Here is a 20772-nt window from a genome sequence, read left to right on the forward strand (position 1 = left end):
TATTGCCGCGTCTTTTACGCGCGGTGGATACAAGCCGGTTACTGCAAAGTAATGCGTAGCGCCGCTGCCGTGGCAAACGGCGCGAGCGTGGCGCTGCCCAGCAGCATCGCGCCGAGAATCGCCAGATAGCCACCAATCGGCAATCCCTGACTGGCCGCCTCCATCGCCGCACTGGCGAAGATCAATACCGGAATCGCCAGCGGCAGCACCAGCAGGCTCAGCAGCACGCCGCCGCGCCGCAATCCCACCGTCAGACCCACGCCAATCGCACCAAGGAAACTCAGCGTTGGCGTGCCGAACAGCAGCGTCAGGGCCATCGCCCGCCAGCCATTAAAATCCAGCGACAGCAGCAGCGCGGCCAGTGGCGACAGAATGATCAGCGGCACGCCGGTGACCAGCCAGTGCGCCACCACTTTTCCTATGACCGTTACCGGCAGTGGCGTCGGCAGTAGTACCAGCTGCTCCAGCGAGCCATCACTGAAATCATCGCGAAACAGCCGCTCGAGTGCCAGCAGTGACGCCAGCAGCGCAGCAACCCAGGCCACGCCCGGTGCAATGCGCGCCAGCTGTTGCGGGTCCGGTCCGATGCCCAATGGAAACAGAGTGATGACAATCAGAAAAAACCAGAGCGGATTAACCACATCCGCACCGCCGCGAAAGGCAATGCGCAATTCACGCTGGATGAGGCGAAACAGCATCACTCTGTCTCCACGTCGCCAAGGCGAATTTTACGCACCCGCGCCGCATCCGCAGGTAAATCCTGATGAGTTGTCAGGATCACTGCACCGCCGTTATCGGCATGACGGGCGAATTGCGCCATTAATTGTTCAATTCCCGCTTTGTCGATGGCGGTCAGTGGCTCGTCGAGAATCCAGATGCGGGCCTGACTGAGCCACAGCCGCGCCAGCGCCACCCGACGCTGCTGACCTGCCGACAAGCGGCTGACTGGTACCTCTTCATCGCCCGTGAGATCGACACTTTCGAGTGCTGCAAAGATCTGCGCATCAGTGCAATCGGGATGGTAGAAACGCAGATTTTCCAGCGGCGTGAGCACGCCTTTGATACCGGGACAGTGGCCCAGATAGAGCATCGCCTGATGCCAGGTTTCACGCTGTCGCAGGATCGACTGCTGCTGCCAGCGTATTTCACCCTCTTCCGGACGGCTCAGACCCGCCAGCAGGCGCAATAACGAGGTCTTTCCGGCACCGTTGGGGCCTTCAATCTGCACAATGTCACCAGCAGAGACGCGAAAAGAGAGCCGCCGAAACAGCGATCGTTCGTCGTATGCACAAGTAAGCGTAATGATTTCCAGCATCGAGGGGGGAATCGCACCAGCTAAAAGTGGCCGGGATATTACCACAATGTTGCTGTGGGCCGAAGTGTGAGCCAACGCTCAGTTTCGCTGTCAGTAGCTTATTCGTGCGGTATCGACGGAAGTCTGAATAAAAATGCAGTTCCGAAAAACGTTGTTACGCTTATTCGCACTGGTCGTTACATTATCAGCAAATAAAAAACGGCTACGCTTATTACGCTACAGCACTATCACCAGGAGAAAATATGAAGCCTTCATCAGGTAATGAACAGGGTCCTAACGACGTAGAGAGCGAAGAGAAGGACAAGGGCACTGACATCGAAGTCGATGAGGAGGCATTACCCTCACGCGCTGCGGCGATCCATGAAGAGATTCGTCAGGATGGTGAAAAGGAGCTGGAGCGCGACGGGATGGCGCTGCTCTGGTCAGCCATTGCGGCAGGCTTGTCCATGGGTGCCTCGCTGATGGCTAAGGGAATATTCCAGGTGCATCTTGATGGCGTACCCGGTGCGTTTCTGCTGGAAAACCTCGGGTACACCTTTGGTTTTGTTATCGTCATTATGGCGCGCCAGCAGCTGTTTACCGAGAACACTGTTACCGCCGTCTTACCGGTGATGCACAAACCGACCTGGAGTAATGCGGGTCTGCTGTTAAGGCTATGGGGCATTGTGTTGCTGGGTAACCTGATCGGTACCGCGCTGGGTGCGCTGGCGTTTAATGAGATGCCGATATTTGATGATGCCACCCGTCAGGCCTTTACCCATATCAGTATGAAGGTGATGGAACATACCCCTGGCGAGATGTTTGCCAATGCGGTGATTTCCGGCTGGATTATCGCCACCATGGTCTGGATGTTCCCGTCTGCGGGCGGCGCTAAACTGCTGGTCATTGTGATGATGACCTGGCTGGTTGCGCTGGGCGATCTGGCGCATATCGTGGTGGGCTCGGTCGAAGTGCTCTATCTGGTGTTTAACGGCAGTATCAGCTGGCATGAATTTTTGTGGCCGTTTGCCCTGCCGACGCTGCTCGGCAACATTACCGGCGGCACCCTGATTTTTGCATTGATCAGCCATGCGCAGATTCGCAATGACATGAGTGAAGCGGCGGTAGCGAAAGCGAAAGCTGAAAAGCGCAAGCAGGAGAAACGCCGCCAGCGCGAAGAGCAGGAAGGCACGGAGTAGATGGCAAGGCAGATAATTAACTCTGTCTGCCTTTCAGGTCTGTTGGCTAAAGGCAATATGCTATGCGGGCGGCTGAAAAACGTTTACTGGAGTGTCTGCTGTAACCGGAAGTGAAGATTCAGAGCCGGGGTGCCGCTTCAGTCTGGGTGGCATCCTGGACTTCAGACTAACTGCTTTCCGCTTTCTGTACGTAATGTTCGCGAGTTCAGAAAGCCGGATTGCTGACGGAATGAGCAAACAGACGGCGATGTAGTGAATCTCATAGCCTGTTTGCGCTATACTGCGCGCCGCAGTCCTCTTAGTTAAATGGATATAACGAGCCCCTCCTAAGGGCTAGTTGCAGGTTCGATTCCTGCAGGGGACACCAAATATTAGTCTCTCAAAGTCTGCTTTATCTATTACATCCAGTCATTTAACTTAGTTTCATAACTCACCTGAGTCTCCAGCAGGCTCACAAAATCCATAGCGTCATGCTGGTACAATTGTTGGTATGTTTGGTTCGATAATGCAGGGATATTTACATATATACTTCTGTAAAATTGATACAGACGTTACCATGCCATAACATGGAGAAAAGCACACTATAGCTAAATTCAAATTCACTAAAAATCATGGTAACTGGAAAGTGTCACCTTAATTAAGTCCAATAATTAACACGCTAAGTTTTCATCGAAACTTCAAAGTTCATACTTTGAGCTCAAGTATTAGCGTAAGGGAAGCATTTCTAAAAAATAAAAAAACAAGGCGCCTTTCATAGGCCTGTCCGGTTTGTATAGGGCTGAGGTAATGAGTTACAATCAGATTATCGTAAGACAAATGAATGACGCTTATTATGAACAAAATGCAAATCGAAGAAATGCTTGTAAAAGAGGGATTTACACCAAAAGAAGTCTCTGTGATACGTCAGCATGCTGAGAAAGACGGCTATCCTTATCCCTGGCTCCTTTCACAGTTAAAGAAAAGATTCATAGTTGCAATGATATTAATAGCAATCCTTCTCGCAGGACTCATCTATACCATTCGCAGTGGTACACAAGAAAACCTTGTTTCGTATTCAATCACGCTTGTAGCAGGTTTCGTTATTTTATATATATTTGTACCTTTGAAACCTGCATTTAAAGCTTACAGATTCATGAAAAAACATGGTCACTCTTTGTAAGTATCAGAGATTGATTTAATGGCTGAAGCGTCATTATAGACTTCTATGAATAGCTCTTTTCTGCTCATTTCCTTAATACCGCGAACGTAGTCGGTATTAAGAAAATAGTAGAGCCGCCAGGCCTCAGGTTTTTGTACCAGACGCACGATGCCATAGAGAGACAGTGCCAGGTCCATTGAACTGTATGCTAACTGCCCAACCCTCTGATCGAACCCCAAAAACTCAGCTGTTGCTACATAACCCTGTTTGAGTAACCCAACACTATCAGTTTTGCCATACACCAGGTTCTCAACAGACTCCTGAAAGCCGTTGAGTCCATGCAGAACCAACATTCCTCCAAAGGCAGAACCTATGATTGTCCCTGACGCAAGGGAAGCACCGATCACTGATACACCGGCTATTACCTGCATACCGCTTAGCACTACCCCAACGCCATTAATCACATAGCCCCAAAAATCTCCATTCCTGACCAACTGTACCGAAGCGTGAACCGCAGCTGTCCCTGCTCTGAGCATTCTGTCCTGAATCGTAAGGTACTCGTTTTCCTTTTTGAGATTTTGGATGCACTCCTGGCATTGATCATCAGTTGAGTCAGAACGTATGACGTTAAGCTGAGCGTTAACAAAAGCTTTAACGTTATCCTGGAACTGTAACCTATTAAATCCGTCTTTAAGGTAGATGTGAGAAAGGTGATTAGCATTGCTTAGCAGCTGATTAGCCTCAGCATTAGCCATAGTCAGAAAGTAATCCTTGAATCGGTCTGGTTTCCAGTAGTCCATGACTGTGCCTTTATGTCATTATAAGTATCATTAAGTTTATTTAATCAGATTACCCTTCTCAGGGAAAGCAAAAGGGCCAGCTATGAGTACAGATCTCTTCTTAAAAATCGACGGCATTACAGGCGAATCACAGGACAGCAACCATAAAGGCTGGATTGCTATTGAATCTTTCACGTGGGGTGCAAACCAGCCAGGGAACATGTCGGTTGGGGGTGGCGGTGGTGCAGGAAAGGTTCAGTATCGCGACCTATCAGTTCAGGCACTCATTGACAAAGCTACTCCAGCAATTATGCGCTATGTATCCAACGGCAAGCATGTAGGCAAGGTTGAGCTTTCGGTATGTAAAGCCGGAGGAAGCCAAATTGAGTACTGTCGCATTACGCTTGAAGACGTCCTCATCACCAATGTGGTTTTCAATGGCACTACAAATCGTGATCTGATCGGAGTCTCATATCAGTTCCAGGCATCAAAAGTCAGGACACAGTATTGGGAACAGTCAGCGAGTGGCGGCAAAGGCGCTGAAACTCAGTCAGGGTGGGATATTAAAGGTAACAAAGAACTGTAATATCTCAGGAACGCTGGGTATTTTAGCTCATGCTAAATCTTGTTATTTATTTAAGGTGTCATTAAAAAAATGGCACCTTCGTATTTTATCAGGCAGTAATTACGTCTCTAAAATTATAATTATTAATACGATAAGACAGCCTTAAAGAAATTTATTAATCATTATAAAAGTTAAAAATAACATATTAGGACAAAGTTAGAATAAATTTTTATGCTCTGAAAAAGTCATTGAACAATGGTTCAATGTTAATTCGAAAATCAGATAGTTTATTCGGCTTGATATCAGTATTTATAACGGCAAGTTCAGAAATTTCATCGACTCCCCCGCCGACACACCGAAGCCGTCATGCCATAAACCTGCCGGAAACGATGGCTGAAATGCGCAGAAGAGTGAAAACCACACTGAAGCGCTATCTCAGTCAGCGTCAGGTCGGGCCGAGCAAGCAATGTTCGCGCACGATCCATACGACGACGCATCACAAACTGGTGCGGCGCTTCGCCAGTGGTATGACGGAACATACGGGCAAAGTGAAACTCACTCAATGCCGCTTCCTGCGCCAGCACAGACAGGGTTAATGGCTGGTCGAGATGGGTTTCAATAAATTCCAGAACACGCCGTAACACCACAGGAGCCAGTCCGCCCCGCACCTGTGGCAATTGCCATTTAACCTCACTGTAGTGCTGCAACAGATGGGTCAGAAGCAGGGTTGATGCGCTGCTCAGCGTCAGCTGACTGGCAGGCTGTTGCCAGTCGCTGCTCAGCAGAAAGTGCCGATAAAGCTGGGTAATGCGGTCATCAGCGGAAAAGACTTTCTCATGCAGATTTAACTGCGCCGGGCTGCGGTCCCAGACCTGTTCGGCCAGATGCCGCAGCTGATCCTCGCTGCAATAGAGATGAACAAAAGCGAGGTCGGCACGCAAATCCCAGGTTGATTCCGTGCCTGCGGGCATCAGACAGAAGCGATCCGGTGCGCCACCGTTACGCCAGCCGTGCACTGTTTTATGCCAGGTATCGTAGCCGCCCGCCACATAAAGACTCAGCGTGTGATGATCGCTCAGGTTGGTAACGCGATCGCCACTATTAAACCAGGCGGCCAGCTGAATGCCATTATTGAGTTGTACCTGATCGCGCAGTTGTGCTTTGTGGCGTTGCAGCATTTCAAAGGTCTGATAGGTACGCATCGGATGTATCAGTTCAGATAAACAGAGGGCCAGTTTACGGATTACAGGGGACAGAAAACAGGTCACATCGGGACGGAGGATAAAAATGCGCAAGATTTTGCAAACCCGGCGCAATCCGCAGCAAGACCCATGCGCGTTACCAGTGCAGACTCGGCGTTTTGTGGTGGAGAACCTGGCAATGAACCTGTTTTTGTATCTCTCTGTCGTGCTCATCTGGGGCACAACCTGGATTGCGATCTATGCACAACAGACTGCTGGCATGGGGGCCGTGACTGTTGCCGTGTTCTGGCGATTTTTACTGGCTTCACTGGTCATGTTATTGCTGCTTAAGCTGATAAAACGACTGCACAGGCTGACGCTGCGCGATCATCTTTTCTGCATGCTGCAAGGCTGCTGCGTCTTTGGCTTCAATTTTGTCTGTTTCTATTACGCTTCAGGCTATATCAGCAGCGGACTGGAGTCGGTCATTTTCTCTATGGCGGTGATGTACAATGCGATAAACAGCTGGATCTTTTTCCATCAGCGCCCTTCCCCGCGTCTGATTCCGGCGATCGTGCTGGGTATGGCAGGCATCGTTGCGCTGTTCTGGCACGATCTGCGCAGCACGCAGGCCTCTGCCGGGCTGATGTGGGGCATTGGTTTAAGTGCGCTGGGCACGCTGGGATTTTCATTTGGCAATATGATCAGTCAGCGGCATCAGCGTCTGCAACGCGACGTACTGACAACTAACAGCTACGGCATGTTGTATGGCGCGCTGATGATGGCACTGGTCTCACTGCTACAGGGTGTTTCACTACAGCCAATATGGAATGTCCAGTGGATTGGCGCATTAACCTATCTGGCTATCGTGGGATCGGTGATGGGTTTCGGTGCCTACTTTACACTGGTGGAACGTATCGGCGCCAGTCGGGCTGCCTATACAACGGTTCTGTTTCCACTGGTTGCGCTGGCACTCTCGACCCGCTTTGAGGGGTATGAGTGGCATGTCAGCGCCATCCCTGGCCTTGTCATGATTCTGCTGGGCAATATCGTCATGTTTGCCCGCTGGCCGGCAAGCCGTCGCCGGATAATCATCTGACGCGGAGGCGGGCTCCGGCCCGCGTCCGAACAGGCATTATGCCCACTGCTGCTGAAGAAGTTTCTGTGGTTGATTGATCGCTTTACGCGCAATCCAGTAGAGCAGAACACGCTCATCGTCACTATCACGATCGGCCATCGACAGCAGTTTTAATGCCAGCGTCGATTTGGTCACAGGCTGTTGTTCTGTACTGAGTTCAATCACCGCCTGACCGATGATGCAGCAAACTTCGTCCTCACTGGTGGTGGATTCATATGTCCGGTCTTTCATATTTCCTCCTGATAAGTGAACTATCAGCCTGGCAAAAGATCCGGAAGGCTGCTCACATAACCGGCTCGCTGAAACATTCTATTACGGGTGGTTACGCTTATTTATTAAGCTGCCGCTTTGGTTACTTTTAACGCAACGCTGCGTTATTGCTGCAGACCTGCGTTGTGTCATTCATACCGCCTGAATGGCATTTCATTCCCTGAGACGTTCCGTTCATACCTTTGTTGCTCACGCGCGCGAACCACTGCTTTATTCTGACCGCAGTTTCCAGATTCCCGAACGGGAGAGATAAATTATGAACCAGACTCAACAGGCGTCTTACCAGCGTTCCCGCTGGCTTACATTGTTCGGAACGGTAATCACTCAGTTTGCGCTGGGGTCAGTTTATACATGGAGTTTGTTCAACGGCCAGTTGTCACAGAAGCTTGATGCACCGATCAGTCAGGTCGCATTTTCCTTTGGCCTGCTGAGTTTAGGTCTGGCTATCGCCTCTTCACTGGCCGGAAAATTACAGGAACGTTTTGGCGTACGCCGCGTCACAATTGGTGCGGGTGTACTGATGGCTTTGGGCTTCTGGCTCACCGCGCACGCAAATAACCTGATGATGCTCTACTTCAGTGCCGGGCTGCTGGTCGGTCTGGCCGATGGTGCCGGTTACCTGATGACGCTGTCAAACTGCGTGAAATGGTTCCCTGAACGTAAGGGGATGATCTCGGCCTGTGCAATTGGCGCTTACGGCCTTGGCAGTCTGGGATTCAAGTTTATCTGCGGAGCACTGCTGGCAACGGTCGGTCTGGAGCAGACCTTTATGATCTGGGGCGTGCTGGCCATGTCGATGATTATTCTCGGTGCGCTGCTGATGCGTGAAGCGCCACTGCAGCAGACCGGGACCACCGCCCAAGGTCAGCAACATGTGCGGGATTACACGCTGGCACAGTCAGTGCGTCTGCCGCAGTACTGGATGCTGGCGCTGATGTTCCTGACCGCCTGTATGAGCGGCCTCTATGTGATAGGGGTTGCCAAAGATATCGGCGAAGGTCTGGTGCATCTCTCCACGCAGACTGCTGCCAGCGCGGTAACGGTGATTGCGATTGCCAATCTGAGTGGTCGTCTGGTGCTGGGTGTGCTCTCCGACAAAATGCTGCGTATCCGGGTCATTTCGCTGGCGCAAATTGTGTCGCTGATCGGGATGAGTGTGCTGCTGTTTACCCGGATGAATGAGGTCACCTTCTTCCTGTCACTCGCCTGTGTGGCCTTTAGCTTTGGCGGGACCATCACGGTGTTCCCATCACTGGTCAGTGACTTTTTCGGCCTCAACAACCTGACAAAAAACTATGGCCTGCTCTACCTGGGCTTTGGTATCGGCAGCGTGCTGGGTTCGCTGGTCGCCTCACTGTTTGGTGGTTTCACTGTCACCTTCAGCCTGATTATGACATTGCTGGTCATCTCCCTGTTCCTGTCGCTCACCATCCGACTGCCACAGAGTTCCGTCACAGCAGAGCCGGTGTTGCAGCGCCACTAACTTCACGGACAACGACCACGGGCCGCCATTGCGCGGCCCGTTAACATTCAGCCGCGGAATAGCGGCTCTGCTATTCCCGCCACCGCGACGTCCACGGCAAAGATATCGCCTGACTGCGGATAGCGTGCCAGTTCCTCTTCCGTGCGATCTTCCCGTGAACTGGTGATAAACAACGTTTTAAGATCGGCACCGCCAAAGGCCACCATGGTTGGCCACTTCACCGGCAGCAGGATCTCATCAACGATTTCGCTGCTCTGCGGATCGATACGTACCACGCGTCCGCCATCAAACTGTGCTGACCAGTAAAAACCTTCGCTATCCACCGCGGCACCATCCGGTAAACCCCCTTTCGCGTCAAAACGACGGAACAGCGTGCGCTCACCCGGTTCGCCCTGCTCGCTTAACGGATAACGATAGAGCGCCTCATTCGGCGTATCGCTGTGATACATCCATTGCCGGTCCGGAGAGAATGCCAGTCCGTTGGAAATTTTAATGTCCTGCGCCTTCACTTCCAGCTTCAGGTCAGGCGTCACGCGGCATAACAGACCGCCATTTTTATCTTGCGGTTCCCACAAGCTGCCGCACCAGAAGTTACCCCACGGATCCACACGGCCATCATTAAAGCGACTTTGCGCGGCCACACCGGGATTCTCTGCGATCTTTTTCTCTGGTTTACCCTGCGCATCCAGCAGCCAGACACCATTGCGCAATGCGGCTATCAGCCCGCCCTGCTCACGCAGACCGATGCACCCTACCTCTTCCGCCTGCGGGAAGGTCTGCAATTCACCGCTGACCGGATCAAAACGGTGAATGGCCGGCGCCAGAATATCGACGCAATAGAGCACCTGTTCTTCTGATGACCAGAGCGGGCATTCCCCCAGTTCAGCCTGTAACGCCAGAATATTTTTTACGTTATGCGCCATGTTTCTCTCCCATTGAAATGACATGCTAATAATGTAGTGGTAAAAACTTTCAAATGAGAATTATTTTCGCTTGATTTTAAGACTATTCTCTTTGATAGTATTTATTATTCAGCTCATTCCGATTTTCTTAATTCCCGCCGAGGAAAAATACAGCACGCTGAAATATTCCGTCATATCTTCTTAAATAACTCTACAAAGCCTGCATCTTCACTCCACTTTTCCAGCGTAGTGTCGTAGTCATTGAAAAAGAGGAGAGGCTTCCGATGAAGAGATTAATTAAAGTCGCTTCGGTGGTTGCGCTGATGACATTACTAAGCGGTTGTATCATCAGCCCCAGACACGACGATGGCTGGCACCGCGGGGGGGACGGCGGATATCATGGGGGCTACTACGGAGGTTATCACGGTGGGTATCATGGCGGTCACCATCGCCACTAATGGGCAAAGATGTCACACAGCATAAAATAAAAGCAGTAAACTTTAAGGGCGGGATAATTATCCCGCCCGTTTCATTTAGCTTTTCAGCGCATAATTACACTGGAACCAGACTTTCTTCAGCCCCGGAATATGACTTTCCTGGGCAGGCAGTGCCTCAACTTTATCAAATCCTTTATTACTGCAGTAATTCGCCAGATCGATATCCATTGCATCCCGATTGACCTTTGCCGGGTCAAAACGGTACTGCACGGTATTCGAGCTGGGATCTTCATCAACGCGTTCAAATGCCCCGGGTTTGCTGGCAGTACATCCACTCAGCAGAATCAGCGCCAGTGCGCCGGTAATTAATTTTTTCATTTAGTTATCCTCACGTTGCCGCGCAGTGTATGACGCAGCATGCCACGCATCCATAGGATTAATGCGCGAAAATCAAAACTTGAGAAGCTTTTACCAATTAATGTAATACGATTAAACGGCTATCACTATCATGCCGGAAGTGACAGGATGTAATCAGACCAAACGAAGACTGCACCACACCAGGAAATGCCAAAAATAAAAATCTGTTCCTCTCTCTTCCCTGCCCGCGCTTAGCGGGCTTTTTTTCGCCTGCTAAGAGCGGGTTTACTGACCGGTCAGTGCCACCATTCTACGTAACAGGTTAGCGGCGCGCTTGTCAGGTAATGCCAGAATGGCACTGTAGAGGTCAATCGACATGGCACAGAGCGAAGAGCGATCCACCGCCGTGTCGGCAGGCATATTCAGCTGCTGCAGTTTGTCGCCCCACTTCAGATAAAGCCGGCCGACAATCTTTTGCAGATCATCCTGCGCCTGCGTCTTATCAAGGGGCTGTTCGGGCGGCGGGCTATTGAGCAGCAGCAGCTCCATGGCATCGGCCTCTTTGCGATTCAGCGACGCTGGGAGTGTGGTCTGCAAATTGATGCCACCACTCACCTGCGGATAGAGATAACGGAAGCAGAGGCCCGGATCGATGTGGTTCAGCGCCCGCATCTCTTCCACCGAGATGCTGATATAGTTAACGACCGCCGCATCGGTTCCGCGCATCAGTCGCTGATTGATCACCTCAATCAGCCAGCCACGCAGTTCACCTGTCGCCCTGTCAGGCTGCTCGCCCGCACGGATCCGCCGGGTCAGTTCCTGAGTCAGCAACAGCCATAATGCCGGTTCCTGCGTCTGCAATACCCGATAGCCAGGCATCTTTGCCAGCTGATTCACCGCCTGCTCATGCTGAGCAGTCTGCTGCTGATGCGGCGCGACCCAGCTGAACCAGAGCAGATTTGCCAGTATCAGTGGCAGCAGAAAGAGGATCAGCCCCTGCCACAAACGCAGCCGGGTGGTTTTGATCAGCACAATGACGATCAGCGCCGGCAGCGCAAACGCAGCCAGCGTAATAAAAAGCAGAGAATTCATGCTGCGGGATCAATCCTTACGCACATCGATCAGCACCGGGCAGTGAGCACGCTCAATAACTGATGCGCTAACCGAGCCTTTTAATAGCCGATTAAAAGAGGAGAGATGGCGACGTCCCATGATAATCATACTGGCCTTAAGCTGTTGCGACTGGGCAACGATGGTGTCTGCTGCGTCCCCCGCCAGGATCATGCCACGCGCATTAATGCCCGCGCGCAATAACGGTGCCAGCGCATGGCGCACCACCATTTCCGCCGTATTCTGCTCATCCTGCGCCGCCACAAAATCGGCCGGATCTTCACCCGCATCGATTTCCATCGGCTGATTACACGAGGAGTAGGCAGGATCCACGCAGCACAGCACCACTACATCAGCGCGATGCGCCAGCGCTTCTTCAATAGTTAAGGCAACCACTTTCTCCGCCACCGGAGAGTGATCAATGGCCATCAGCAGGGTTTTCATCAGATGCTTATCCTTCTATCGCGGCGACTTTGCCGATTTCACGCACCAGCGCCTCTTTGCACTTCAGCATCTCGTCACGAAAACGGGCTTCGTGACGCAGAAAACGTGCAGAGGGCACCAGCAAAGAGACAGAAAAGCGACCAAACAGCGTATCCAGCGCAAACGCCATGGTAGAAATACCTTCCAGCGTTTCACCGCGATCCACGGCGATACCGGTTTCGCGCACTTCCCTGATAAGTTGCAGCAGCTGCGGCAGGGTTTTCACCGTCATATCGGTTAACTCCTGCCAGGCGTCACCGACGATCGTCCGCACATCTTTTTCACACTCCAGCGCCAGCAGTGCCCGTCCACCGGAGGTGCTGTAGAGCGGCAGATTGAGTCCCATATGTGGAACGACCCGCAGCTCCCGCGACGCCACCACGTGATGAATAATCGCCAGCTGGCTGCCGCTGGCACGCGCCAGTGAAACCGTCTCATTGGTGTCGGAAGAGAGTTTTTCCAGCAACGGACTGACCAGATCGACCACATCGGTATGCACGCTGGAAATCAGTTTTAACAGTGCCGGCCCCAGGCGCAGTCCGCCTGCCCCGCTGCTGCGCACCAGCTCGGCGCTGTCGAGCGCGGCAACGATGCGCTGCACCGTTGAACGGGGCAGTTCTACTGCCTGAGCTATCTCGCCGAGGCTCATGCCGCCCGGCTGTTCGCCCAGCGCGTTAAGAATTTTTGCCGCACGGGCGATGACCTGAATGCCGCCCGTTTTTTCATCCTCACGGCTGGAGGGTTGATGTGCCATAGCGTCGTCCTGTTTGAGCTGCCTTACTGTAGCGCGAAAGCCGCACTTTTTACAGTCTGTACCACATTGCAATACAGCATACCGGGATGTAATATTACGCCCTGTATCACATCGCAGTACACTGCATCATAATAACGAGATCGCCTGCAATGAACGCTAAGCCTGCCGCCGCGCCGGCCCCTCATCCTTTTACACTGCGACTGGCGCTTGGGCTGGTCGGCGTGCTCATTGCTGCCCTGACCTCCGGGCTGAACGATCGCGTCAGTGATATCGCGCTGGCAGATATCCGGGCTGCTATCGGCATCGGTTACGATCAGGGTAGCTGGATTATTTCCGGTTATCAGGCGGCAGAAGTCGCTGCCATGATGATCGCGCCCTGGTTTGCCGTCACTCTGTCGCTGCGGCGTTTCACCCTTGGCGTATCGGCAGGATTTATGCTGACCGGCATTCTGCTGCCGCTGGTGCCGGATCCGACGCTTTTTATCAGCCTGCGCGTACTGCAGGGTCTGTTCGGTGGCGCACTGCCCCCAATGCTGATGACCGTCGCCCTGCGCTTCCTGCCGCCGCCTTTTAAGCTGTTTGGCCTGGCGGGCTATGCCCTGACCGCGACGTTTGGCCCCAATATGGCGGCCTCACTGGCGTCGTTATGGACCGATCATGTCAGCTGGATGATGGTGTTCTGGCAGGTCGTGCCATTCATGCTCATTGCCATGGTGCTGATTAGCTGGGGGATACCGCAGGACCCGCTGCGTCCGGAACGCTTTCAGCAGATCGATCTGTTTGGCATGGTGACCGGCTGCAGCGCGGTTGCGCTGCTGGTTCTGGTGCTGACTCAGGGTGAGCGTCTCGACTGGCTGAACTCGCCATTGATCGCCGGTATGCTGCTGACCGCGCTGCCGCTGCTGCTGGTTTTCCTGATTAATGAGTGGTTTCACCCGCTGCCCCTGTTTAAATTGCAGATGCTGCGGCGGCCCAATCTGGCGCACGGCTTGCTGGGACTGGCCTGCGTGCTCATCCTTGGTCTGTCAGGCTCCGCCCTGCCGTCGGCCTATTTTGCGCAGGTCAGCGGCTTTCGTACCCTGGAGTTTGCCCCGCTGGCGCTGACGGTCGGCCTGCCGCAACTGCTGATCGCACCGCTGATTGCGGCCCTGCTGAATATTCGCTGGATTGACTGCCGCTGGATGCTGACGGCGGGCGTCGGCCTGCTGGTAACGTCCTGTCTGCTGGGCTCGCAAATCACCAGTGAGTGGGCGCGCCAGAACTTCTGGCTGCTGCAGATTCTTCAGGCGTTCGGGCAACCGATGATTATTCTGCCGATACTGATGAGCGCCACCAGCGTGGTAGCCCCGCCAGAAGGCCCGTTTGCCTCGGCGATGTTCAATACGGTACGCGGCTTCTCCAGCATTACCGCCTCCACGCTGGTTGAGGTTTTCCTCTCCCACCGTGAGCAGTTTCACTCCAGTGTTCTGATTGATCAGGCCGCCAGCCGCAGCTGGCTGATGACCGCGCCAGCGGCCGATCAGGCCAGTCGCAGCCTGCCGCTGTTGCCGGACGGCAGCATCAGCGCCAGCGATAACCTCAGCGGATTCGCCACGCTGGTTCGTCATCAGGCTACGGTTCTGAGTCTGAGCGACAGCTGGCTGATGCTGACCGGTTTTGCCGCCTGCCTGTTATTGCTTACCGCCATCCTGCCAAAACGGGTCTGGCCGCCTCAAACTTTGCTTCAAAACCCCTCCCGGAATAACTGAATATGCGTGCTTTCGAAATGAAAAGAACTCTGGTGCTTACCCTGCTGCTGCTGGTGTTACTGGCCATCGCTTTTGCAGTCTGGTCACTGATGAGCGGCAACGATCACCGCACCAACGACGCTTACGTCAATGCGGATTACACTCTGGTCGCGCCAAAAGTCTCCGGCTACATCAGCAATGTGCAGGTGCAGGATAATCAGCAGGTCAAAGCCGGTCAGCTGCTGGCAACGCTGGACGACCGTGACTACCGTGTGGCGCTGGAGAGTGCCGAGGCTGACCTGCAGGTGAGTCAGGCGAAACTGCTGAGTAGCCAGGCCCAGCTTGAACAGCAGCAGTCGGTGATTGATCAGCAGAAAGCCAGCGTCGCGGCCAGCCAGGCGTCCGCGCAGTATGCCGGACAGAGCGCCGATCGCTACAACCGACTTTATAAAAGCGGCACCGTAGCCGCCGACGATCAACAGAAATCCAGCGCTAACCAGCGCTCGGCGCTGGCAGCAGTGCATCAGAGTCAGGCTGCGCTGGCGTCGGCAGTGAAACAGGTCGGCGTGTTACAGGCTGCGGTGCGTTCAGCGGAAGCGGATGTCGCAGCGGCTAAAGCCAGCGTCGATCAGGCCAGGCTGAACCTCTCCTACACGCGAATCACGGCGCCCGTTGACGGCATGGTCGGTCAGCGCTCAGTGCGGATCGGCGCTTATGTGTCAGCCGGAACCCGTCTGCTGGCGCTAGTGCCCCTGCAGCAGACCTACATTACGGCTAACTACCTTGAGACGCAGTTAAGCGATGTGCGTCCGGGTCAGCGGGTGCAAATCCGCATCGATGCCCTGCCAGGCAAGACCTTTACCGGCCATGTGGACAGTATCGCACCGGCCACCGGCGCAACTTTTTCCGCAATTGCTCCCGATAACGCCACCGGCAACTACACTAAAGTCGTTCAACGTCTGCCGGTTAAAATTGTGCTGGATAGTGACCAACAGCATCTGGCTCAGTTACGTGTCGGCATGTCGGCGATCCCGGAAATCCAGGTGCCGTAAAATTGTGAGCAATATCTCAGAACGGACCTATTTCATTTAGGCAGGATTACGCGTAAATTAGCGCCTGATCCTGTTCTGAGTTATTCAGATCGACCCGGAAATGAGCAGACCATTACTGAAATGGCGATCTCTTTTCCACAGCTGTTCGCGTTGCACTGGTTTGGGATCGCCATCATCGTAACCGCTCAGAGGAGTTGCTTTGTGAAATATGCCTTGATGGGAATATCTTTTTTCGCGTTACTTTGGTTCGGAACCTTTGTTCTGCTGCTGAAGTAATGGCGTGACAGTGCCGCTAAGGGGCGACCATTGCGTCGCCCCTGCTGGCTGTCAGTGCTCTTCTTCTGTTTTCATGCTGCCTGGCAATACGCCATCGGCGCGAAACATCGCTTTAATTCCCCGTACTGCCTGACGAATGCGATCGCTGTTTTCAATCAGTGCAAAACGCACGTGCGTATCACCATAGTCGCCAAACCCGATACCGGGCGAAACACAGACTTTCGCCTCCTGCAGCATATGTTTGGCAAACTCCAGCGACCCCAGATGCGCATAGTGGTCCGGAATTTTTGCCCAGACGTACATTGAGGCTTTCGGGTTATCGACCATCCAGCCCGCTTCATGCAATCCCTTGACCAGCACATCACGACGTCGTTTGTACTGCTCTGCAATGTCGCGAACACACTGTTGATCCCCTTCCAGCGCGGCAATAGCTGCCACCTGCAGCGGCGTAAAGGTGCCATAGTCATGGTAACTTTTGATCCGTGCCAGCGCGGCGACCAGCTCTTTGTTGCCCACCATAAAACCGATGCGCCAGCCCGCCATGTTGTAGCTTTTTGACAGGGTAAAGAACTCGACAGCAACATCACGCGCACCTGGCACCTGCATAATCGACGGCGCTTTCCAGCCATCGTAGACGATGTCGGCATAGGCCAGATCGTGGATCACCAGCACGTTGTATTGTTTTGCCAGCGCAATCACCCGCTCGAAAAAGTCGAGTTCCACACACTGTGCGGTGGGATTGGATGGGAAGCCAAGGATCATCATTTTTGGCTTGGGGTAGCTCTCACGAATGGCGCGTTCCAGCTCATTGAAGAAGTCGACACCTGCCACCAGCGGCACCGAGCGTACCTGCGCTCCGGCAATCACCGCACCGTAGATATGAATCGGATAGCTGGGGTTCGGTACCAGCACGGTATCACCATGATCCAGCGTCGCCAGCATCAGGTGCGCCAGCCCCTCTTTGGAGCCGATAGTCACAATCGCCTCAGATTCAGGATCGATCTCCACCTGGTAACGATCGGCGTACCAGCGCGAGATCGCCCGGCGCAGACGCGGAATGCCGCGTGATGTGGAATAACCGTGGGTGTCGTCGCGCTGCGCTACCTGGCATAACTTTTCGACGATGTGCGGCGGAGTCGGGCCATCAGGGTTGCCCATTGAAAAGTCGATGATATCTTCGCCGCGCCGGCGCGCAGCCATCTTCAGTTCAGCAGTGATGTTGAAAACGTAAGGGGGTAAACGTTCAATACGTGAGAAACGACGGGGTGTGCTGTTATCAGCCATGATGTCCTCTGGATTACGTAAGCGCCCGGACCGTCCGAGCGACGCGGGTCACTGCGGTGACCCGTTACGAACATAACGCGGTGAGGATCATTTTGTCGAGGGGGCAGAAAATATTTTTATTTTTGCGGATTCAGTCGTCCCAGCAGCCAATCGTTCACCCAGCAGCCGTTCAGCAGATAATTATCCCGTAGCGTGCCCTCCAGCTGGAAGCCGTTTTTCTCCAGAATCCGGCGTGACGCCCAGTTACCTTCAACCACCATCGCCTTGAGTTTATGGAAGTCGGCTTCGAGCAGAAACTGACACAGCGCCGCCAGCGCCTCGCTGCCATAGCCCTGTCCGCAGTGGCGATGCAGCAGCATATAACCCACCTCGGCCTGACGGTGTGGCTCCCATTCCGGGCTGCAGCCAAACAGGCCAATCGGCTCACCGCTGTCGCGTCGTCGTGCCACCAGGCAGAGCATATGAAAACTGCCTGGCTGCCACGGAGCCAGACGCTCGGTGAAGCGCTGGCGAATATCCGCTTCATCGGGGATCTCGCTCACCCAGGTCATGGTGTCACGATCTTCATGGACGGCACGAAACAGTTGCCAGTCTTCTGGCTGTAATTTATTCAGGGTTAATCTGGCGGTGACAAGTTGCATCTGCTGCTCCCGATGGGCGCGGTTTTCCAGCGGTCGCTGGCGCGCGTCATCGCGCAACATAGCAAAACGGCATCACAGCGACCAGCACTGGCAGGATGAAAAGTGTTCCCCTTTATTGCACTCAACCTTTCCTCTTTTTATGCCCAGGCCATAAAAATTGATCTTAAACACGAAGTCCCGGCGTGATTGTGCGGGGCGCTAGCGGTTCGCGATCACATTTTTTATCATAGGGACACTTTCCATTGCCGACGAGCCGCCTGTGTCCTCCCACTTCACGATGTTACTGGCAGTATTTGACCGCGCCGCCCTGATGTTGATCTGCCTGTTCTTCCTGACGCGCACCCGCCCGTTTCGTCAGCTGCTGCAAAAAGATGAACATACCCGCGCGGAGAAAGTGGCGGTAACGGCCATCTTTTCTCTGTTTGCGCTGTTCAGTACCTGGTCTGGCGTTAATGTCGACGGTTCGCTGCTGAATGTGCGGGTGATTGCCGTGATGGCGGGCGGCATTCTGTTTGGTCCCTGGGTTGGCATCGCCACCGGTGTGATTGCGGGGCTGCACCGTTTTCTGATCGATATTCACGGCGTGACCTCGGTGCCCTGTCTGATTACCAGCATCATCGCCGGTATCGTCGCGGGCGGCATTAATCGCCGGGTGCTGAAAGAGCATCGCTGGCGTGCCGGTATCGTCGGCGGCATGCTGTGTGAAGCCCTGACGATGGTGCTGATCGTCCTGTGGGCGCGCCCAACCTCACTCGGGCTGGCGATTGTGTCGGAGATTGCGCTGCCCATGATCCTCGGTGCCTCCAGCATCGGTATCATTGTGTTGCTGGTGCAGAGCGTCGAGGGAGAGAAAGAGGCAATTGCCGCCCGTCAGGCCAAGCTGGCGCTGGAGATCGCCAACAAAACCCTGCCGCTGTTTCGTCAGGTGAACAGCGACTCGCTGCGCAACATCTGTGACATTATCCGGCGGGAGATCAAAGCCGATGCGGTGGCGATGACCGACAAAAAACAGATTCTGGCCTACGTCGGCTATGGCGAACATAACTATCAACATGGGGATGATGGCATCAGCCCCACCACGGCGCAGTCGATCGCCAGCGGTAAAATTATCATTAAAAACAACGACGAAGCGCACCGCACCAAAGATATCCATTCGATGATCGTCATCCCGCTGTGGGAAAAAGGCAAAGTCACCGGCACGCTGAAAATCTACTATCGCCGCGCGCACCGTATTACCGGCTCGCTGAAGGAAATGGCCATCGGCCTGTCGCAAATCATCTCTACCCAGCTTGAAGTGTCGCGCGCCGAGCAGCTACGTGAGATGGCCAATAAAGCGGAACTGCGCGCGCTGCAAAGTAAAATAAATCCCCATTTCCTGTTCAATGCCCTGAATGCCATCTCCTCTTCTATCCGGCTTAATCCCGATACCGCCCGCCAGCTGGTGATTAACCTGTCACGCTACCTGCGCTATAACCTGGAGCTGAACGATGATGAGCTGATCGATATCCGTAAGGAGCTATGGCAGGTCAAAGATTACATCGCCATTGAGCAGGCGCGATTTGGCGATAAGCTGACGATGATCTATGACGTCGACGAAGATCTGCATTTTCTGCTGCCGAGTCTGCTGATCCAGCCGCTGGTGGAGAATGCGATTGTGCATGGCATCCAGCCCTGTAAAGGTAAAGGCGTGGTGACGCTGAGCGTGCGGGATCTGGGCGATCGGGTGCGGGTTTCAGTTCGGGATACCGGCCAGGGCATCAGTGACCAGGTGATGGAGCGAGTAGCACGCAATGAGATGCCCGGTAACAAAATTGGCCTGCTCAATGTGCATCATCGGGTAAAACTTCTGTCGGGTCAGGGACTGAACATTGTGCGGCACCAGCCGGGCACCGAGATTTCCTTTACGCTGAGTAAGAATGGCCAGCGCCTGGCGGAGAATCTGTTATGAAAGCCATTATTGTGGAAGATGAATTCCTGGCGCAGCAGGAGCTGAGCTGGATGATTCAGCATCACAGCAAAATCGAGATTGAAGCCTGCTTTGACGATGGCCTCGACGTACTGAAGTATCTGCAACAGCATCGGGTCGATGTAATTTTTCTCGACATCAACATTCCTTCGCTGGATGGCATGCTGCTGGCACAGAATATCCATCAGTTTGCGCACAAGCCGCTGATTGTCTTTATCACCGCGTGGAAAGAGCATGCGGTGGAGGCGTTTGAGCTGGAGGCGTTTGACTACATTCTCAAGCCTTATCAGGAGTCGCGGATTGTCACCATGCTGAACAAGCTGGAAGCCACGGCGCAGGCGCAGCAGGCGGTCAGCCATCTCAGCGCCACGCCAGCCCCGCAGACGGTCAACCTGATTAAAGATGAGCGCATTATCGTCACGGACGTGAATGACATTTACTACGTAGAAGCCCATGAAAAGCTGACGTTTGTGTACACGCGGCGCGAGTCTTACGTGATGTCGATGAATATTACCGAATTCTGTTCACGTCTGCCGGAGCAGCAGTTCTTCCGCTGCCACCGCTCTTACTGCGTCAGCCTCAGCAAGATCCGCGAAATTGAGCCATGGTTTAACAACACCTATCTGCTGAAGCTGCGCGATCTGGAGTTTCAGGTGCCGGTGAGCCGCAGCAAGGTGAAGCAGTTTCGGCAACTGATGCGCCTGTAGCGCTGGAGTGGTGAATGTTTCAGGAGAAC

Annotated in this window: 22 protein-coding genes and 1 tRNA gene; 11 read left to right on the forward strand and 12 right to left on the reverse strand. The window is 53.6% G+C overall.

The features are described 5' to 3' along the window. Nucleotides 1–38: 38 nt before the first annotated feature. Nucleotides 39–698, reverse strand: a complete 660-nt coding sequence (gene ccmB / locus AC6I8E_RS13105) for a heme exporter protein CcmB (protein WP_312215749.1) — start codon at nucleotides 696–698, stop codon at nucleotides 39–41. Further along, nucleotides 698–1315 (reverse strand): cytochrome c biogenesis heme-transporting ATPase CcmA, encoded by a 618-nt coding sequence (gene ccmA, locus AC6I8E_RS13110; protein WP_312215937.1) that lies wholly within the window; start codon nucleotides 1313–1315, stop codon nucleotides 698–700. Before ccmA ends, ccmB begins: the two co-directional genes overlap by 1 nt. Nucleotides 1316–1557: 242 nt before the next feature. Between ccmA and AC6I8E_RS13115 the strand changes: the two genes are divergently transcribed. The 3 genes from AC6I8E_RS13115 (at nucleotide 1558) to AC6I8E_RS13125 (ending at nucleotide 3652) form a co-directional block, all read left to right on the forward strand. Further along, nucleotides 1558–2493, forward strand: a complete 936-nt coding sequence (locus tag AC6I8E_RS13115; protein WP_013358627.1) for a formate/nitrite transporter family protein — start codon at nucleotides 1558–1560, stop codon at nucleotides 2491–2493. A 292-nt stretch (nucleotides 2494–2785) separates the two neighbouring features. Continuing rightward, nucleotides 2786–2860, forward strand: a tRNA-Arg gene (locus AC6I8E_RS13120). A gap of 465 nt (nucleotides 2861–3325) precedes the next feature. Further along, nucleotides 3326–3652 (forward strand): hypothetical protein, encoded by a 327-nt coding sequence (locus tag AC6I8E_RS13125; protein ID WP_148235575.1) that lies wholly within the window; start codon nucleotides 3326–3328, stop codon nucleotides 3650–3652. Here the strand turns inward: AC6I8E_RS13125 and AC6I8E_RS13130 are convergent. Continuing rightward, entirely contained in the window at nucleotides 3640–4431 is a 792-nt protein-coding gene (locus tag AC6I8E_RS13130; RefSeq protein WP_041457005.1) for a DUF4225 domain-containing protein, read from the reverse strand. The two genes, AC6I8E_RS13125 and AC6I8E_RS13130, sit on opposite strands and share 13 nt — an antisense overlap. A gap of 82 nt (nucleotides 4432–4513) precedes the next feature. On the opposite strand from AC6I8E_RS13130, the gene AC6I8E_RS13135 reads away from it, so the two are divergent. Continuing rightward, nucleotides 4514–4996 carry an Hcp family type VI secretion system effector gene (locus tag AC6I8E_RS13135; protein WP_041457006.1) on the forward strand — a complete coding sequence of 161 codons (483 nt, stop codon included), beginning with the start codon at nucleotides 4514–4516 and terminating at the stop codon, nucleotides 4994–4996. Nucleotides 4997–5307: 311 nt separating this feature from the next. Here AC6I8E_RS13135 and AC6I8E_RS13140 read toward each other — a convergent pair whose 3' ends face one another. Beyond that, nucleotides 5308–6177 carry a helix-turn-helix domain-containing protein gene (locus AC6I8E_RS13140; protein WP_497824083.1) on the reverse strand — a complete coding sequence of 290 codons (870 nt, stop codon included), beginning with the start codon at nucleotides 6175–6177 and terminating at the stop codon, nucleotides 5308–5310. Between the two features lie 178 nt (nucleotides 6178–6355). Between AC6I8E_RS13140 and AC6I8E_RS13145 the strand changes: the two genes are divergently transcribed. Next, complete coding sequence (locus AC6I8E_RS13145) at nucleotides 6356–7255, forward strand: DMT family transporter (protein WP_497824084.1); 900 nt, start codon at nucleotides 6356–6358, stop codon at nucleotides 7253–7255. Nucleotides 7256–7291: 36 nt separating this feature from the next. Here AC6I8E_RS13145 and AC6I8E_RS13150 read toward each other — a convergent pair whose 3' ends face one another. Then, on the reverse strand, nucleotides 7292–7525 hold the full coding sequence (locus tag AC6I8E_RS13150; protein ID WP_033733431.1) for a hypothetical protein: 234 nt from the start codon (nucleotides 7523–7525) through the stop codon (nucleotides 7292–7294). Between the two features lie 295 nt (nucleotides 7526–7820). Between AC6I8E_RS13150 and AC6I8E_RS13155 the strand changes: the two genes are divergently transcribed. Then, nucleotides 7821–9047 (forward strand): L-lactate MFS transporter, encoded by a 1227-nt coding sequence (locus AC6I8E_RS13155; RefSeq protein WP_312215803.1) that lies wholly within the window; start codon nucleotides 7821–7823, stop codon nucleotides 9045–9047. Between the two features lie 47 nt (nucleotides 9048–9094). On the opposite strand, the gene AC6I8E_RS13160 is transcribed toward AC6I8E_RS13155, so the two are convergent. From AC6I8E_RS13160 to AC6I8E_RS13180, 5 genes are all read right to left on the reverse strand, one after another. Next, a complete protein-coding gene (locus AC6I8E_RS13160) occupies nucleotides 9095–9970 on the reverse strand; it encodes an SMP-30/gluconolactonase/LRE family protein (RefSeq protein WP_033733433.1) in 876 nt (291 codons plus the stop codon). A gap of 512 nt (nucleotides 9971–10482) precedes the next feature. Continuing rightward, on the reverse strand, nucleotides 10483–10764 hold the full coding sequence (locus AC6I8E_RS13165; RefSeq protein ID WP_013358633.1) for a putative periplasmic lipoprotein: 282 nt from the start codon (nucleotides 10762–10764) through the stop codon (nucleotides 10483–10485). 264 nt (nucleotides 10765–11028) lie between these two features. Further along, a complete protein-coding gene (locus AC6I8E_RS13170) occupies nucleotides 11029–11835 on the reverse strand; it encodes a hypothetical protein (RefSeq protein WP_497824085.1) in 807 nt (268 codons plus the stop codon). A gap of 9 nt (nucleotides 11836–11844) precedes the next feature. Next, nucleotides 11845–12297, reverse strand: a complete 453-nt coding sequence (locus AC6I8E_RS13175) for a universal stress protein (RefSeq protein ID WP_013358635.1) — start codon at nucleotides 12295–12297, stop codon at nucleotides 11845–11847. 7 nt (nucleotides 12298–12304) lie between these two features. After that, nucleotides 12305–13090, reverse strand: a complete 786-nt coding sequence (locus AC6I8E_RS13180) for an IclR family transcriptional regulator (RefSeq protein WP_010257875.1) — start codon at nucleotides 13088–13090, stop codon at nucleotides 12305–12307. Nucleotides 13091–13239: 149 nt separating this feature from the next. On the opposite strand from AC6I8E_RS13180, the gene AC6I8E_RS13185 reads away from it, so the two are divergent. The 3 genes from AC6I8E_RS13185 (at nucleotide 13240) to ypdK (ending at nucleotide 16145) form a co-directional block, all read left to right on the forward strand. After that, nucleotides 13240–14838, forward strand: a complete 1599-nt coding sequence (locus AC6I8E_RS13185) for an MFS transporter (RefSeq protein WP_195857798.1) — start codon at nucleotides 13240–13242, stop codon at nucleotides 14836–14838. A 2-nt stretch (nucleotides 14839–14840) separates the two neighbouring features. After that, nucleotides 14841–15869 carry an HlyD family secretion protein gene (locus AC6I8E_RS13190; RefSeq protein ID WP_497824086.1) on the forward strand — a complete coding sequence of 343 codons (1029 nt, stop codon included), beginning with the start codon at nucleotides 14841–14843 and terminating at the stop codon, nucleotides 15867–15869. A gap of 201 nt (nucleotides 15870–16070) precedes the next feature. Further along, a complete protein-coding gene (gene ypdK, locus AC6I8E_RS13195) occupies nucleotides 16071–16145 on the forward strand; it encodes a membrane protein YpdK (protein WP_099257831.1) in 75 nt (24 codons plus the stop codon). A gap of 51 nt (nucleotides 16146–16196) precedes the next feature. On the opposite strand, the gene alaC is transcribed toward ypdK, so the two are convergent. Further along, nucleotides 16197–17429, reverse strand: a complete 1233-nt coding sequence (gene alaC, locus AC6I8E_RS13200; protein WP_013358638.1) for an alanine transaminase — start codon at nucleotides 17427–17429, stop codon at nucleotides 16197–16199. Nucleotides 17430–17545: 116 nt separating this feature from the next. Then, nucleotides 17546–18070, reverse strand: coding sequence for a GNAT family N-acetyltransferase (locus AC6I8E_RS13205; RefSeq protein ID WP_033733799.1), 525 nt, complete (start codon nucleotides 18068–18070; stop codon nucleotides 17546–17548). 277 nt (nucleotides 18071–18347) lie between these two features. On the opposite strand from AC6I8E_RS13205, the gene AC6I8E_RS13210 reads away from it, so the two are divergent. After that, nucleotides 18348–20018 (forward strand): sensor histidine kinase, encoded by a 1671-nt coding sequence (locus tag AC6I8E_RS13210; RefSeq protein ID WP_013358640.1) that lies wholly within the window; start codon nucleotides 18348–18350, stop codon nucleotides 20016–20018. Continuing rightward, on the forward strand, nucleotides 20015–20743 hold the full coding sequence (locus AC6I8E_RS13215) for a LytR/AlgR family response regulator transcription factor (protein ID WP_003848909.1): 729 nt from the start codon (nucleotides 20015–20017) through the stop codon (nucleotides 20741–20743). Before AC6I8E_RS13210 ends, AC6I8E_RS13215 begins: the two co-directional genes overlap by 4 nt. Nucleotides 20744–20772 lie beyond the last annotated feature (29 nt).

The organism is Pantoea sp. X-Soil-YNGN-785 (genome assembly GCF_059730585.1).